Origin of the sequence: Paenibacillus sp. URB8-2 (assembly GCF_013393385.1) — a bacterium.
Lineage (GTDB): Bacteria > Bacillota > Bacilli > Paenibacillales > Paenibacillaceae > Paenibacillus_AQ.
The window spans coordinates 4,958,987-4,976,114 of sequence record NZ_AP023239.1; the positions used below are offsets into that span (position 1 = coordinate 4,958,987).

A 17,128-nucleotide genomic window follows, 5' to 3' on the forward strand; every position below is an offset into this window, starting at 1 on the left:
TGTTGGGTGTGTCCGGCTGCTCCTACTTCCTCGAAATCCCTCTGCCGGACCGAAGGCGTATGCCCGATACGTGAATATATTGTTATCTGACGTAATTGCCTTCTTCGATTAATGAGTTATCAATCTTAATTTGTGTCATTCAAATCACTTGGTTCTGCCTTTTTTGTTAAAATACCAAGGCCTTCCCACGGTTCCGGATGATCACTCATAACTAACGCTTGAACATGTCCCCCACCATGTTCGTCAGGAACCTTCATAATAGTGATTCTGTTAGCAAAATCACCTTGAGTAATTAATCCATGTTCCCCTTTTATTTTGAACATTTGGTCACTTTGGATTTCTATTATCCCTCTAACTTCGTAAAAATAGTTAATATAGTATTCATTTCTAAAATCCCCCATGAAACTATCATATAATAATTTCATAAAATATTTTCGGTTATGTTCTTCGATCCTACTATCATTTAATCCTTGCCGGTAATAACCTGATATCGTTTCCTCTGGATAAAGCGACATAGAGAATGCGGATGGAGATAATTTTATCAATTTCATAATTGCACTTCTTTCTTCTGAAGAAAAACGCATACCAAATTGAATTTCCTCTAACCTATTGATAAGATCATCATTAATACAACTGTCATAAAATTCGCAGCCAACTGCTTGAATAAAAATAAAATCTTCCGATAGAAAAAATCGAAAAAAATCAATAATTAAGTCATTAAAACTATTTACAATGCATACATTAGAGCCTTTACATTCTATAAAACCTAAGAGTAATAATTCGTTTATACTATGGAGTATTTCTTCACTAGATATATCACTAATACCAAAATAAAACTCTATAAGTTCTTCAATTTTCATACATCCATTATTAATCATGATTCCAGACAAGACAGCTTTTTTGGTATACAAGAATCTTAGTGCTGCTTGATTTTCTTTCAAGATGTCTACGTATTTACCATATGCATTTGAACTTTCAATTAATGAACTAATAATTAATGCAGTTTCTTCAATTAAAAAATCACCTAAAGAGTTAAGCAGAGTATATTCATCATTGTTAAAAACAACAATCCAATAAACATCATTATCGTAATAGCAAATATCCGTCATTCTTATCATTTTATTTGTTAGTCTTTTTATTTTTCCATTTATATCATTTAAATTGCCCAGGTTGTACATCTGAGTAACTGCTTCGTTCAAAGTCTCACCAGTAACTAATATGATATTGGAGCGATTTTTTCTTATTTCTTCATAGTTCCCTTTTACATTACCATTAACACCAGATAAAGCAATAAAGCAGCCATAAACTTCTTCCTTACTTGATTCTTCCACAAACACTTTACCTAAAAACTTCAACCAACTTGATGTATCTAATGGAGTTTTATATGCCTTGCATTCACAAATCAATCTTCTAGTTATGTTCATACCAATATTAGGTATTTTGAAATCTGCAACTACATCAATCTCTTCCCCACCCGGGCCAATATAATTAGTTGTTATATTTTGATAATTTAAGTGAATCAATATTCTTTTAGTTAGTTCCTCTAATTGCTTTCCCTTATCATCATTTGATTTACCTAAAATAAACATTCAGTAACTCACCTTCTACCTAAAAGTAGTATTTATATTGTTTATTTGATTTTGAAAACGAATTGCAATTGTGTCAGACAACGTTCTTGTATTCACGACGTCGAAAGTCTTAAGTTGGTAGATTGATCAAGCGAAGCGACCCGTTCGCCGGGCGGCTCAGCCACTTAGCCTTGCAGATGTGTCCACCAGAATCCGCTTCTCTGACTACTGATTTACCTTCTATCGATTCTACTTCTTACCCTTCGGGGAACCAAGCGGCGAATGCTGAGATGCGTAAAAACGGTGTTAGATGTTGTTCTTGGAGTGGCCACTTTGAGACTGCATTCCACCTTCTAATCAGTCCGTTTCCGTAAAGGAAATATTTTACCTACAGAGCTGTCGAGCTCAACCATTGAAAATCCGTAAAGGATTAACCTCTTCCGTCTAGTCCTTACCATTCTTATACGTTCTTTCCCACCAGGAATTGCACTTAACGTTCTTGTATTCACGACGCCCCACCACCTTAAGTCCCGGAGGGACGGCCGCGATGCGGTTAGGTGGTGCGGGTGTATCCGGCTGAATTACTTCCCCGCTACTGAAATGCCTCATCGAATCCACTTCTAACTTCTGCCGGACCGAGTGGCGAATGCCCCGAAGCGTGAATATGGTGTTAGCTGAAGTTCCATTCTTCCTCGAAGAACTTGCAAATTGTTATTTCATTATCAGTGATCTCCAAAAATTCTTTTGATTTACTATGGTAAACTTTTGGGTAAAATATTTTATCTTTAAAAAGTAACTTTCCATTCGAGATATCATAAACTCGAAAGCCTATAACTTGAGAGGAACAATATAAAAGTTTATCGAAAAATAATATGCCATTACAAATTTCAAATTCATTCAATAAACTTCCATCACAAACATCAAAGATTCTAAAAAGTAATTCTTTCGGTATATTTATGAGATCTTCATCGTCATAAAAACTTGAATCGATTTTCCCCATTATTCCAACGGTGGTATTACTAAGCCAACAAATTGGATCATTCCAGTCTTCCTTACCCCACCATATTTGTTTCTTACTTTCTCCATCTTCGGATTCCCAACAATTATTTGTAATTCATTGTTTTATATTCCATGCTGTCACAGAACCATGGGGGTGCCATTCCCAACCATTCTCCACAACCCATTCGTTATTAGTAGAAACTAATAGTTGCCCATGAAAATAATCCAAATAATGTTCATCACAATTGGGTTGATTATCTATCATGTGAAATTCAGGATCTACTCTGGAGGTTAATAACTCACCAGTTAGTGGATTTGAAATATCAAGCCTATTCCATTTCGCTCCATGAATTAAAAGTATTTGATTATCATCATTCGTATAAAGGAAACTGGAAATATTGTTTGATTGAAATGATAATCATCTCTGCTAAATCGTATGACTATCTTCTTTTTATGTAGATCTAAGACCAATCCAACTCTGCCATAAGTATTAAATACTGCGATGATATTACTTTCAGATGAAGATAGAATAGAAACAGCCTCATCAAAATCTAACTCGTCATCTACAAAAGTAAATAATGTATTGATGATTAAAGATACATTCTTTATTTTGCATTTAAATACAATATTTAAAACCAATAATTGTGTTAAATATTCCTTGTAACTAAGAACCAATATCGCTTTGTTTAAATTCAAACATATTTAAGTTTGTAACCGTCAACTTTCGCCTAGATAAACCCTCTTCTGATTCCGTGAAGGAATACCTTTTTAATTATTTCGATTTCAGAATAAACAGTTTTCTATTTCATCACCTTTAATTTTCTTTCTGTGAACTCAGATCATTTAAAACGCCAATACTATAACTGCTGGTATAGCGAATGAATCCCATAAACATGTACCTCTGTCAATAGAGTAGACACAAAGAATCGAGAAAATTATGCAGCGAATCGGTACATACGTTCGTACTCATTGGGCGTAGAGTACCCAATTGCTGAATGGATTCTCTTTCCATTGTAAAAACAAGTAATGTATTCAAAAATGCGTTTCTTGGCTTCCTTGCGTGTTTTGAATTTTTCCAAGTAGACGAGTTCTTTCTTGAGCACACTGTGGAACGATTCGATGCACGCATTATCGTAACAGTTCCCTTTACGGCTCATACTGCCTTTCATCTTATAGGTGCGCAGTCGCGCTTGGTAGTCATGGGAAGCGTACTGACTGCCACGATCCGAATGATGCAGCACCTCACCACGAGGCCGCTGCTGGCTGTAGGCACGATCCAGCGCCGTTAACACCAGTTCTTTCGTCATTCGCTGATCCATGTGGAAGCCAACGATTTTACGACTGTACAGGTCCATGATGCTCGCCAAATACAGCCAACCCTCATCGGTCGGGATATACGTAATATCAGCCACCCAGGCCTTGTTTGGAGCTGCCGGATTAAACTCGCGGTTCAGCACGTTCTCTTGGACGGGCAGGTTGTGCTTCGAATTTGTTGTGGCCTTGTATTTCTTCACCGTGCGAGAGCGTAAACCCAGCTCCTTCATGATCCGAGCGACCGTTTTCTCGGATACACGTATGCCCTGCTTATGAAGTTCTTTTGCTACTTTGGGGCTTCCATATAATCGACGCGATTCCAGAAAGATACGACGGATCCGCCGCTCCAACTTGCGACGTCGTTTTTCACGTTTGCTGGCTTTTCGCTTGGTCCATTTGTAATAGCCGCTTCGGGATACATCAAAGGTTTTGCACATCTTCGAGACTCGGCACTTGAAGCGATGATCGTGGATGAAGGCATAGATCAGCGCCGGTCTTTGGCGAAGTAGTGCATCGCCTTTTTTAAGATGTCGTTCTCCTCTTCCAGATCACGAATGCGTTTCTGAAGGTCTCTCATTGCCTTATCGTCGGCTTTCAGTTGTCCACTGCCTGGAAAGGCTTGTGCACCGTCTTGCTTATATTCCGCCATCCAACGATACAGGGTGTTGTCGCTTATCCCCAGTTCGCGGGCGACCTGCGCCACCGCCTTTCCTTCTTCCTGGATCATCTGAATCGTTTGCAGTTTAAATTCTTTATCGTATTTTTTCGTCATGTTAGCACCTCGAATTTGGATAGGTTCATTTTACCCGATTCTCGGTTCCCCATGTCTACTTTTTAGTCTAGCAACAACAGTATGAGGCAAGAGTATCTGTCTTTTGTCACATACTATTTAGAATGAATATTTCTCTCTTCTTCTACGAAATGCCTCTTCCGAACCCTCCATAACTTGTAGTACAGTATTACGCAGTACTGGTTTCTCTAATCCTCCTTCAGCCCGCACAGTCCCCCTACCCATTACAGTACTTAGAGCATAAACAAGCTCGCTATCACCATTTACCGGTATATTTGCATTGTGAGTAGTTAAAATTATCTGTCGTTTATGTTTAACTTTCCTCAAAAGAGGTACTAATTCGTTGTATATAAAATCAGAGTCCAACTCATCTTCCGGCTGATCTATTACAATAGGATTTGTACCATCTGCAAATAAGAGTGCTAGAATAGCTGTGTTTTTTTGACCATCTGACAAACCATTATCCGTTAGTGAACCAGCTCGAGAGCCATCACTTCTGTACAAGGTAATGTCTATTAAATCATTGACTCGGGAGGATTGAAGCTTCTGCCAGAAAACCCTTTGATCTTCTTTAAAGAATTTAGCTAAATCAGCTTGGTGAAGTCTTATTTCTTCTGGCATCAATTCCTCTTGATTAACCCATCGATTTAAAATCGTCCAAGGATCGCTCACGTGTTGCTCAACAAATTGCTTAAAAAGGTGTTCACCAATAGCTTCCCAATTCCGCCCTAAACGGACACTGCGGCGAACAGGGGATTCGTCCCATATCTGTACGAAGTGGGCTTTATCCTTCATATATAGAATTTCAACTTCAATGAAAGGATGTCCTGATTCTATTGACGGAATATCACCTGAATAGAGGACTTCATTAATTTTAGTTTTTTTCAATTCAGTCTGATCAGACCAATTATTACGTAAATATTCGATATTTCTGTATAAGGCCTCGATTTCTTGAAAAGAATCTTTCAACAAATCTTCTTTTCCATCTAGTAATATATCCTTTTCTTGTATCTTTGATTCTATATCGAATAATCTATCCATTTCATCAGGTTTTAATCCCTGTTCTTTACAAGCATCCAAAAAATCAGATTCTGTTTTTTTAATAGATGTTTTAATTTCGTTCCAATCATCATGTTCAATAGTAGATTTATTTATCGCTAATTCATAGTCCTTCAGTGCTTGAATGATCTGATTTTTCAAATTAGATTTAGCTCCACGTATGTCTATATTTAATTGATCGAAATAGGACGTTTCTGTCCAGTCTTGTTTTGTTAATTCTACATATTCGGTTTCAAACATTTCCACAATTCCGTTTAGTTGTTCGGTAATTTTGATTACTTCTTCTTGAATTTCAGTTATATATCGAGCAGCTTGGGATGCTTTAACTTTTTTATCATTTTCTACTTTCACCGCTTCAAATGCATCCCATTGACGCTTCAACTCATCTCTTTCTTGAAGAAGAAGATTTCGTTCACTTTTGATACGTTCAATTCGCATCTCATTTTGAAACCCGCGTGTAATCTCTGAGATTAATTCGGTCTCTTCTTCCTTCTTTCTCTTAAGTTGAGGCCCAGTTAAACTATCAATAAGATCCGTTAAGCAACTCTGTTCTTGAGCAATATTTGAGATCTCTCTTTGACTAATAACTGAGATATTTAAATTTCGGAATACTGCTAATGGTTCCGCTACTTCCCTGCTAATTACTTGAGGAGTTTCGTTTTTATATTCAAAGGTGTCTACAAGCCCGTGTTTATTTTTCCAAACTAATTGTATTTTTGAAACAGAGGACAGCGTATTTTTTATTCTTGAAAGCTGTTCTGTTGCTTTTAGATCCGCTTTATCCGTTGAACATAATTTTATGTATTCTAATATAGAAGATTTGCCCGCTCCTCTTCCACCTATAATGCAATTAAGATTAGGCGAGAAATGAACAGTTTGATTGTTAAGAAAGGCGCAATTATCAATTGTTAAAGAAATAATTCTATCATGCATAACCTCTTCATTAGGAGAATTATCTTGTAGTTTAATACGGTCACAATCGAGAAATGCTTGTACTACTGAGTCAACACAAGGATTAGACATTTTCACCCAAGTAGTACGTTTCCCGATATAACCTTTATCACCTTCTGTTAGTCGATACGCATCAGAAGACATGACTGCTGCTATTCTACGTTCACGTCTCCAATCAGGATGGCATTCTGGAGCTGCTGTGATTAACCTTCTCCAATTAGCTGATAGTGTATCCAACGGTCTAGGAACCTCCATCGCCAGTAGGGTTGGATTTGTAAACATTTCTCTTTGAAAATTATCAGTGATAAAGCGGTCGTTCAAAAAGCCACTTTCCGATGTCGGGTGCGCAGCAATAATGATTCCATGATGCTCCTCTTGAACAATTCTAGCTAATTTACCAAAAGTGGTCTCAACGGGTACAATATTTCCATGACGAACCCGAGCTGTTCTTGGTAATCCAATTTGAGTTACAAGATCATCAATATCTTGAAGTGGCTTATCATAATTAAATATGCATAATAAATGAATACCAAGTCCTTGGGAAACTTCTATTTCAAAACCTGGTAGAATAATCAATGGATTTTTACCTAATCCCCTAGCAACACTCTCATTCTTCTGCTGAAGCATTTCCAGATAATTTCTACCAATAAAATTGTGGTCTGTAACACAGATCACTTCTAATCCTACTTCGTGGCAACGTGTAAGATAAATATCAGTGGAATGAGATATCTCTTCAGGTGTTGCATTAAATTTCAAGTAGGAAGGATCATCTGGACACCAATTATAATGATCGCCTGGTGTTTGCATTTGGAAATCACATTTATACCATCGCATACCTTGATAACTCACTTTAACCCCTCCAGGTGTCATATATTGTAATTATATGACACCTGTGGGGTTTAAAGTAGTCAATTATTAGAATAAATATTGAAAGGGAGAGAATAATTTTTGGGAAGACTGATAGAAAGAAAATAACGTTAATAAAGAGGATAAATAGTAGGTTGCCTATAAGATATAACGGCTAAGTACAATGTAGAATATTCATAATTAGCATCATGAGAATCCTCAACCTACTAAATTCATTAAAAAACACTCGTAGGATCATCTGAATTATATTCATGATAGGCAATTGGCTCATAGATATATACTTTTGGACGGCCTTCTGGTACAACAGCTGGCTCAGAAGCATTAAATAACACCAAATTATTCCCGTATCTTTTACGACTGGATGAATATATAATCCCTTTAAAACCTGCTTTTCTTGCACAGTCCGCTATAAAAGTTGTGACAAAATACTGCGGTTTCCATTTGCTAGCTCTGTCTAAGACTTTCTCAAATACACAACAGGAAGCAAGCAATGCATACATAACATCACTATTTTTTTGACCTATCTCCTCCCATTCATGTCTTAAATCCAAAATATCACTTATATTATCTTTTTGCGTATACGATTGCAACCATACTAATGCTGAGTTGTTGGGATTATTTAAAGACTAAGAGTGCTAATTTTATGGGGTTTTGGAACAAGAAAATCAACAGTAAATGAAAAAATAAGTATTAGACTGCTCGATCCGGCCCCGGCTCTCGCCGGTGCGTTACCCTGCCGGAGCTGGCTACACAACAGGAAGCACCTGGAGTGTAGCTGCCGCTGCCCACGATCCGCTCACCGTCGCCGGCGCACATCCTGCTGCATCTGGAAGCACTAGGAGCGCAAGCTGCAGCTGCGCTGCTCGATCCGGTTACAATTATGAGCATGCTGCCTTCCGAAACAGGCTAGATCCAGAAGCACCATGAGCGTAAGTTGCTACTGTTAAATCCTCCCCCCTGTCACTGATGAGCTGCCTGCCGCGGCAAATTACATCCGGAGGCACCAGTAGACTAAGAAGCCGTTACTCAATCCGGCCTCCCTTCTTCAATGCGCCCGCCAGTAGACGAATCATTAAGATGCAGAGAGAAGTGTCATGAAGCGCTAATCCTACGGGCTACGTTCTTTTCATTCGGAAGCACCCCAGTGTACTCAGTAGGAACCCTCGTCGTTATTCCTGACAAACAATGAAGGAACCAACCTGCATGAAACGAAAGACGATTTGCAGCAGTCAACCCACTCCTAGTAAGTGGAGCACAAATGAAAATATACAGCGAACTATTGCAGGAGATCCAATTTCAGTATCACTCCAATAATCACTTGTAATATAAAGTTTTTTGAAAATCTATAATATTCTTGAATCTTACATTGTTACCATTACGTAATTATTACTGTTATTAAAAAGGTGTTTGAAAATTATGAGAAAATTAGGAGGTTTCATATGACATTAATTGCAGCAATGAAACAAGGAAATCAAGGATGCATTATTAGTGACTTTCGTATAACTAATGAAGTTACTCATGTTCAACAAGATGTAGGGCTCAAATATATTGGATTTGATAACAAATTGATGATATACATGGCTGGGAAGCCAACATTTCTCTTACCGAAGCTTGAAGCTATTCTCCCTACTATAAAGGATCAACTAAATTTCGAAAATGTGGACCAAGCTAACGGTCCACTCAAAATTGTTCTGAAAACTATTATGGCTGACCTGGATAGAGATTACGAGTCTTCCATTATCGGAGTGTTTTTAAATAAATCTAATCAATTTAAAATGTTTCGTATGGATTTAAAATATAGAGGTAATGGCTGGGAAGTCCTTATTCTGCCTGATCAAGATTTCACCTGGCAAGTTATTGGTACAGGAGGTATACTCATGCATCCGGATTTTTTCCCAACGTGGCATCCATTCTCTCTGCATGAAGTATTTTCCAATGGGCTCCGACCTAAAATTCATGAGGATGAAACTTTCAGTGTGAAAACGGTGGCGGAATCTATCGAACAAACAATTAGAATGAGACTTTTGAGTTTAGGACGAAGTGTTTTTAAGAAGCTAGGTATCAGCCCTGTAATGAGTATTAGCACTGTCGAGGGAAGTTTTCTAGAAGTATTAGCAGGAGATTATGAAGTTACTACCTACTTTCCTGATAAAGAAATGGAAGTAACTAAGTACGCTATACAAAAAGCTCCTGGTGATACAGCAAAATTAGTCAATCAAGAAAACAAAGAAATAAGAGCTCATCAAACAAATAGTGATTTTCCTGGTACTACAACAGTTTCCGTTATTTTTGATCCGCTCAGCGTAGAAGGTGAGGATATCCCTCACCCGCAATATACATTGATGCAAGAAATGATTCCTAACCCGGAAGAACAATTACAAGTTGTAAGATGTGTCAGACATACAGTAACCCGAGAATGGTCAGGCGAGTCTTTCGAGATCAGACGAAACATTAAAACTCAAGTTAAATTGACTGAACATATGGTGGACTCTGTTCCTGAAACGATTCTTATTGTTAATCAGTTCGATTTTACAGAGGGCGAGGATTTATACTGGGAAAAGGTTGATTTATTTGATCAGCAGTGGATTGAACAAAGATATGGAAATCGAAGTCCTTTCCAACTTCAAAGCGAGGAACAGAACGTTGTAGACTAAGTCTGATGATTTTATGGGGTAGAGGATAAAAACTAGAAAATAAAGTGTTAAACTGCTCGGTCTCGCCAACGTCTCCGACGCGCCTGCCGCCGCAGCTGGTGATATCCGAAAATACCAGGGATTCGAGCTGCCGCTACCCACGATCCGGTCACCGCCGCCGGCGAGCATCCTGCTACAGCCGGCTACATCCCGGAAGCACGGGAGTGCAGTAAGAGTGTACCTGCCGCTCTCACGACCCGGGCACTGCCGCCAGAGCTCATCCTGACGTAGCTGGTGACATCCAGAAGTACCAGGGGTGTGAACTGCAGGTGCTCGATCCGTTCACCGTCACCAGCGTGCAGACCCTCGCCGCCGGTTGCATCCGGAAGCACCAGGAGCGTGGGCTGCCGCTGCTCGAGCTGGCATGCCAGTCTACAACTTTTTTTAAGTCTAATACTTTATTTTTCAGTCTATTGGTTTATTTTCTTTTTACACTTACCCCTATATACAAAATAGAGCCGTCCTTACATTTCAAGGACGGCTCATGATATTTGTTTAGTTACAATCTTTATTATAAAGTTACAGACTTTATTTTTCAGTTACAAACATTATTTTTCAGTTACATACAATATTTAACGCATTCAGTAATTGTAATTGATCCCCTACCCTTACTCCACAGTCACGCTCTTCGCCAGGTTTCTTGGCTTATCAACATCATGGCCGAGGGCCAGGGATGCATAGTAAGCCAGCAGTTGCAGGACGACAACGGACAGGGCCGGGGTCAGCATCGGCAAGGTCTTCGGAATGGCAAAGGCCTGGTCGACGGATTTCAGCAGGTCGGTGACATGCTCTTCATGCGTAATCGCCAGCACGTCTGCGCCGCGGGCTTTTACTTCCTTGATGTTGCTTACGGTTTTCTCCAGAACGGACTCCTGGGTCGCCACAGCGATGACCGGAATGCCTTCCTCGATCAATGCCAGAGTTCCGTGCTTCAGTTCACCCGCCGCATAGGCTTCGGAATGAATGTAGGAGATCTCTTTCAGCTTCAGCGAGCCTTCTTGGACGACAGCATAGTCGACTCCGCGGCCAAGGAAGAACAAATGATCATGCTTCGCGATTTGCTCAGCATACGCCTTAACGGATTCCTTTTGCTCCAGAATAGCTTCCACCTGCTCCGGCAGTGACTGCATAGCCGCCAAAATATGGGCAACTTCTTCGTCAGACTGCGTACCGCGAACCTCAGCCATGTACAGGGCTAGCAAGGCAAAAGCGATAATCTGGGAACTGTAAGCCTTAGTCGAAGCTACCGCGATTTCCGGACCGGCCAGCGTTACCAGCACATCATCCGCTTCGCGGGCAATAGAGCTGCCGACGACGTTGGTGATCGCGAGTACATGTGCGCCGTTTGCGTGGCCTTCGCGCAGTGCAGCCAGCGTATCCGCCGTTTCACCCGATTGGCTGACTACGATAACCAGCGTCTCCGGCGTTACGATCGGCGAACGGTAGCGGTATTCCGATGCGATGTCGTTCTCGACAGGAATGCGCACCAGCGATTCGATCAGATGGCGTCCAACAAGACCGGCGTTATAAGCGGTGCCGCAAGCAACGATCTGAATATTCTTGATGTTCTTGATTTGCTCGGTGGTAAGCTTCAGTTCCGGCAGGATGACCTTGGTTCCTTCCGGATTCATACGGCCGAGCATCGTATCGCGGTAAGCCTTCGGCTGCTCGTGAATTTCTTTCAGCATAAAATGCTCAAAGCCGCCTTTTTCCGCGGTTACGGCGTCCCAATCGACAGTAATCATTTCCCGAGAAATAAAATTACCCTCGATGGTCATTAATTCGACAGCATCTCTTGTCAATACGGCCATTTCGCCGTCATTTAAAATATATACGTTACGGGTGTATTCCAGCAGAGCCGGAATATCGGACCCGATAAAGTTTTCCCCTTCGCCAAGACCGATAATGAGCGGGCTTGCCTGACGTACGGCAACCAGTTTATCCGGTTCGTATTCGGTCAGAACGCCCAGCGCAAATGCACCGCGCATGAATTTGATCGCTTTTTGCACAGCTTTGACGATATCTCCTTCATACTCACGAGCAATAAGGTGAGAAATCACCTCAGTGTCGGTTTCGGAAGAAAAATGGCATCCTTCGGCAATCAGTTCTTCTTTCAGCTCAAGATAATTCTCGATAATGCCGTTATGAACAACCGAGAATTTATGGCTCTCATCCGTATGCGGATGGGAATTAGCATCCGAAGGCTTGCCATGCGTCGCCCAACGTGTATGACCGATGCCGGCACTGCCGACAAGCGGAGAATGTTCCAGTTTGGACTCCAGGTTCGCCAAGCGGCCAAGCGCCTTCACGATTTGCAGACCATCCTTGGTGAACACGGCAATACCCGCCGAATCATACCCGCGGTACTCCAGCTTTTTCAAGCCCTCTACCAAGATCCCCTGAGAATTCTGATTGCCGATATATCCCACGATACCACACATAAATAATTTCCTCCGTCCATTGGATTATAATGTAGGCAGCATGAGGAAAGAAACGTGCCGTGCGGCATGCTTGAGAAAAAGCAAATATTCTGTTGTCATATTCTCAACAAAATAACCTGTCACATCAACTTAATTCTGGAAATGCACAGTCTTCTCCTCTGCCGCAAGCAGATTCGCTTCCGTTCCCTTTTATGCACACCCATAAATAAGTTCTCTTTTGACTGCGCCCACAGAAACGTTGTCTGAACGGTTGCCCTGTTCGTTTTCCGTTTCCATTTACGGCTCTGGCGCTTCACCGGGAGGTCCCCGCCGAACATTTCGAACACCCCCACCTCGTCAGCTTGAGTTTGCCGTGATCGGGATCAGCACACCTTAATCATGCGCTAATTACTGTTCCTTCTCCCCCGCGCAGGTTCAAGCTCTGGCGCTTAAGTGGTTAACCTCACGATCCCCGCTTTCCTTCTCGAATAATGAACATAGTCTATTATATGCACGTCATCGCACTTTTGCAAATGAATTAAAAAACCAGCCCATATTTGAAGCTTTCAAAAAAAACCGGCCTTGCAATAGTTTGAATGCCGCAAAGCCGGATAAAGTGATGCTTCGTCATTATTAAAAAATTGAACTGCTTCTATACGAGTTCGCGCTGCACAACCTCCACAATCCGCCCAACGAATTGATCCAGATCTTCCTTGACCGGACCCTCAGCCATCACACGAATCAGCGGCTCGGTACCGGAGGGACGAACCAGCACCCGACCGTTGCTGCCGAGCTTGCCTTCGACCTCCATTATAGCCGCTTCAATAGCGGAATTGTTCGGATAGTTTCTCTTGTCCTGCACACGCACATTGACTAGCACCTGCGGGTATTTGGTCATCATCGATTTCAGCTCGCTGAGCTTCTTGCCTGAAGCCAGAAGCGTATCCACCAGTTGAATGGCGGTCAGAATACCGTCGCCGGTCGTGTTGTAATCAAGGAAAATGACATGGCCAGACTGCTCGCCGCCCAGATTATAGCCTTCGCGGCGCATTTCTTCCATAACGTAGCGGTCGCCTACTGCCGTCTTCGCCGTCTTGAGAGACAATTTCTCGGCAGCCTTGTAAAAGCCGATGTTGCTCATTACCGTCGAAACAATCGTTCCATCCTTCAGCTTGCCCGCACGGTTCATCGCATCCCCGCAAATACAGAGAATAAAGTCGCCGTCGACTTCTTCGCCCCGGTCATCGATAGCAATCAGACGGTCGGCGTCGCCATCAAAAGCAAGTCCCAAATCCGCACCAAGACGCAGCACTTCCTCGCGCAGCTTCTGAGGGTGGGTGGAGCCGAATCCGTCATTTATGTTCAGGCCGTTCGGTTCCGCCCCAATATCGATCACTTCAGCTCCAAGCTCCCTGAACAACCGGGGGGCCAACTCGTAAGCCGCGCCATGCGCGCAGTCAAGTACAACCTTGAGCCCCTTGAAGCTGTTCGAAATGGTCGTCTTTAAATGATCTAAATAGAGATATTTGGAACCGAAATCCTCTCTTACCGTACCCAAGCCTGAACCGATAGGCCGCGGAAGCTCGTCGCTCTTAGCATCCATCAATTCCTCGATGCGCAGTTCGGTATCATCCGACAGCTTAAAGCCGTCTCCCCCAAAAAACTTAATACCGTTATCTTCCACCGGATTATGGGACGCCGAAATCATAACGCCCGCATCCGCCTTCAAAAGACGGGTAATATAAGCTACGGCAGGCGTCGTTACTACGCCAAGGCGGATAACCTCCGCACCGATTGACAGCATACCGGCTACGAGCGCCGATTCAAGCAGCGGGCCGGATATCCGAGTATCCATTCCGATAACCACCTTCGGCTTATCCACGTTGGCGGTGAGCACATATCCTCCGCAGCGACCGATGCTGTACGCCATCTCCGCCGTCAATTCACGGTTGGCGACTCCACGCACACCGTCGGTTCCAAAATACTTTCCCATGTCTGTTCTCCTTTTTGTTATGCTGCATCAGCTTAATATTCATATATATGATTTCAGGTTTCTCTGTGTTCTGTATGCCCTTGAAGGTTCAGGCTTATCCACTTAATTTATGGACTATTGCGACTGACTATGGCATTGCCGGTTCGCTCTGCCCGCCCGTTTCCCCGCCGCTGCCACTTTCAGGGGAAACCGTCGGCGTCGCGCCCGAGTCCCCATTCACGGCGCTCGGAGACGGTTCATCAACGTTTCCGCTGCCGGTGACGGGTTCCGAGCTTGGCTCCGGCGTTGCTTCGGGCCCACTCACCGGCGAGGCTGATGGAGAGGCGGATGATGCCGGATTGTGCAGTTGAACCGTTACTAGCGGTCTTTGACCATCGCTCAGCTCAATAAAGCGCGGGAGCGATATTTGCAACGGCACCACGTGGTTCCCCGCGCCCAAACCGCTTAAGTCAGCAACCGCTTTGATATTCCCCTTATCCAACCGCTCCAACAAGGGACTTGCCCCGGATAGCGTCAGTGAGACAGTACTGCCTGCGGGACTTGTGACCGAAGCCGTCATTCCGCTGCCAATCCCCTCGAGTGTTACAGAAACGTTGGGTATCGTACGCTCCGAGGCTTCGGAGGCCGTCACTGTAACATTGACGGATTTCGGCTCGATATCCCCGATGCCCTCCGGTGGATCCAAGTTCAATTTGAGTGTTGACGTTCCGGCGGCGCTAATAGAGCTAAGGTCAATCGTTGCGTCATAGGAAGTGACGGAAGCCAGCGCCGATTCCTGCCCGTATATTATAACACTGTCTACTTCCGGCGTTATTTTTGAAAGAACAAGAGAGTCCGGCAGGCGGCCGGTAAATCCGATGCTCAGCGGCACGCTCTTAAAGGGAAGCGTAATTGGAAGGTCCACAGACACGGTCGCCGGCTCGATCACAGCATCCTTAATCTCGTTACCGTTTGAATCGTAGGCGTAAAGCTTCATTCTTTTCTCCGTGACCGTCTCTTTTTCCCCGTCCAGTTCGATCGTCCCCTGCACTTTCGCCACTTTGTCCAGTTCGCTGGCGGCAAGCGTTACCTTGGCTGTTGAAGGCTCTACCACCGGTGTTCCCAACTGATAGCCTTCCGCAGGCACTCCTTTGGCAGCAACCGTAATCGGGAACGATTTCGAATTCCGCTGCTCGATACGCACATGCACTTTCTCGGGGGTAATCGATATCAGCTGGACCCCGCGGGGAACCGAATATTTCAGGGTGATTTCGCTCGTTCCCGGCTCCGCTTTGCTCAAATCAAGCGTTACTTTGTAGGCGTCGGAGAATACATAGGTGAGATCGGTGCTCTTTCCCATGACTTCCATTCTCACGCTGTCCGCGTCCCTCGAAAGCACATACTTGTCGTTATCCAGCCCTGTGACCTGAATCGGGACATTCTCGATGATCTTGGTTTCCAGGCGGGAGGTAGACTGCGGCGTAGACGCGGTATCGATATGCACCATCGCCCACAAAATGATACTTAAAGCCAGCGCAAGCACCTTGTTAAAATTGTTATTGTTCATCCACTTATCCATTGGTGCCGCCCCCCCTCCATTTCCAGAAGGCGTTTCGTTTCTCGGTCAGAGGCGAATGAGTCCGCAGCTCCTCGTAAAGCTTGGAGATCAGCGACTCTTCTTTGATATCCCGGACTACCTGGCCGTTGATTGCAAGTGAAATTTGGCCTGTCTCCTCCGAAACGATCACCGACACCGCATCCGTCACTTCGCTGATCCCAATGCCCGCCCTGTGCCGGGTGCCCAATTCCTTGCTGATAAAAGGGTTCTCCGACAACGGAAGATAACAGGCAGCCGCCGCGATTTGATTCCCTTGCATTATAAGCGCTCCGTCATGCAGAGGGGTATTGGGTATAAAAATATTGATAAGCAGCTCCGAGCTGACCACTGAATTCATCGGAATACCGGATTCCTTATATTCATTAAGGCCGGTTGCCCGTTCAAATACGATTAATGCCCCTATTTTTCTGCGTGCTAAATAATTCACGGCTTTAATAATTTCGCCGATTAACTTGCTGACCTCTTCATCGTTCTCCGCTGTCCTGCCAAAGAACTTTCCCCTTCCCAGCTGTTCCAGACCGCGCCGAAGCTCCGGCTGAAAAATAATAAATATCGCCAGTACCCCGAAGGTAAACATCTGGTTCATGAGCCATTTCAGTGTATATAGATCAAACAGCGTGCTGAACGCCCAGATGACTATGAGTACCAGAATCCCTTTCAAGAGCTGAATTGCACGGGTACCGCGGACCATGTTAAGCACTTTATAAATAATATAGCTGACGATCAGAATATCGATGATATCCTTGATAGACTCTTTCCAGGTAAGGTCCGTAAAATAACTCATTGCGTAAAACCCCCGTCAGTTCATATTAGCTGGGTTTATGTAGAAAGTCTGTTAATTGTGTAACATATCTAGGTTATAACGTTCACGACCATG

General features: G+C 43.3%; 9 protein-coding genes. 1 reads left to right on the forward strand and 8 read right to left on the reverse strand.

Annotated features, from left to right (window positions below; genetic code table 11):
* Positions 1-125 precede the first annotated feature (125 nt).
* The 4 genes from PUR_RS22945 to PUR_RS22965 form a co-directional block, all read right to left on the reverse strand.
* Positions 126-1,589, reverse strand: coding sequence for a hypothetical protein (locus PUR_RS22945; protein ID WP_179037249.1), 1,464 nt, complete (start codon positions 1,587-1,589; stop codon positions 126-128).
* Positions 1,590-3,502: 1,913 nt separating this feature from the next.
* Positions 3,503-4,653 (reverse strand): IS3 family transposase gene (locus PUR_RS22955; RefSeq protein WP_197970096.1). Its coding sequence is split into 2 segments (ribosomal slippage): positions 3,503-4,398 and positions 4,398-4,653, totalling 1,152 coding nucleotides; the frame shifts between segments, so codons are not numbered across the junction.
* Positions 4,654-4,770: 117 nt separating this feature from the next.
* Positions 4,771-7,530, reverse strand: coding sequence for a TrlF family AAA-like ATPase (locus tag PUR_RS22960; RefSeq protein ID WP_179037251.1), 2,760 nt, complete (start codon positions 7,528-7,530; stop codon positions 4,771-4,773).
* 233 nt (positions 7,531-7,763) lie between these two features.
* Positions 7,764-8,138 (reverse strand): RES family NAD+ phosphorylase, encoded by a 375-nt coding sequence (locus PUR_RS22965; RefSeq protein ID WP_179037252.1) that lies wholly within the window; start codon positions 8,136-8,138, stop codon positions 7,764-7,766.
* Between the two features lie 849 nt (positions 8,139-8,987).
* Here PUR_RS22965 and PUR_RS22970 point away from each other — a divergent pair.
* Complete coding sequence (locus PUR_RS22970; RefSeq protein ID WP_179037253.1) at positions 8,988-10,202, forward strand: hypothetical protein; 1,215 nt, start codon at positions 8,988-8,990, stop codon at positions 10,200-10,202.
* A 647-nt stretch (positions 10,203-10,849) separates the two neighbouring features.
* On the opposite strand, the gene glmS is transcribed toward PUR_RS22970, so the two are convergent.
* From glmS to cdaA, 4 genes are all read right to left on the reverse strand, one after another.
* The gene (gene glmS / locus PUR_RS22975) at positions 10,850-12,682 is read right to left on the reverse strand and encodes a glutamine--fructose-6-phosphate transaminase (isomerizing) (protein ID WP_179037254.1); all 1,833 of its coding nucleotides are present in this window, start codon (positions 12,680-12,682) and stop codon (positions 10,850-10,852) included.
* 631 nt (positions 12,683-13,313) lie between these two features.
* The gene (gene glmM, locus PUR_RS22980; protein WP_179037255.1) at positions 13,314-14,654 is read right to left on the reverse strand and encodes a phosphoglucosamine mutase; all 1,341 of its coding nucleotides are present in this window, start codon (positions 14,652-14,654) and stop codon (positions 13,314-13,316) included.
* Between the two features lie 127 nt (positions 14,655-14,781).
* The gene (locus PUR_RS22985; RefSeq protein WP_179037256.1) at positions 14,782-16,212 is read right to left on the reverse strand and encodes a CdaR family protein; all 1,431 of its coding nucleotides are present in this window, start codon (positions 16,210-16,212) and stop codon (positions 14,782-14,784) included.
* Positions 16,205-17,035 carry a diadenylate cyclase CdaA gene (gene cdaA / locus PUR_RS22990; RefSeq protein ID WP_179037257.1) on the reverse strand — a complete coding sequence of 277 codons (831 nt, stop codon included), beginning with the start codon at positions 17,033-17,035 and terminating at the stop codon, positions 16,205-16,207. Before cdaA ends, PUR_RS22985 begins: the two co-directional genes overlap by 8 nt.
* Positions 17,036-17,128: the final 93 nt, after the last annotated feature.

What these genes read in the sequence shown, in the direction of transcription:
- PUR_RS22945 (WP_179037249.1), bottom strand. Translation starts at nt 1,589, where the DNA reads ATGTTTATTTTAGGTAAATCAAATGATGATAAGGGAAAGCAATTAGAG.
- PUR_RS22970 (WP_179037253.1), top strand. Translation starts at nt 8,988, where the DNA reads ATGACATTAATTGCAGCAATGAAACAAGGAAATCAAGGATGCATTATT.
- glmS (WP_179037254.1), bottom strand. Translation starts at nt 12,682, where the DNA reads ATGTGTGGTATCGTGGGATATATCGGCAATCAGAATTCTCAGGGGATC.
- glmM (WP_179037255.1), bottom strand. Translation starts at nt 14,654, where the DNA reads ATGGGAAAGTATTTTGGAACCGACGGTGTGCGTGGAGTCGCCAACCGT.
- PUR_RS22985 (WP_179037256.1), bottom strand. Translation starts at nt 16,212, where the DNA reads ATGGATAAGTGGATGAACAATAACAATTTTAACAAGGTGCTTGCGCTG.
- cdaA (WP_179037257.1), bottom strand. Translation starts at nt 17,035, where the DNA reads ATGAGTTATTTTACGGACCTTACCTGGAAAGAGTCTATCAAGGATATC.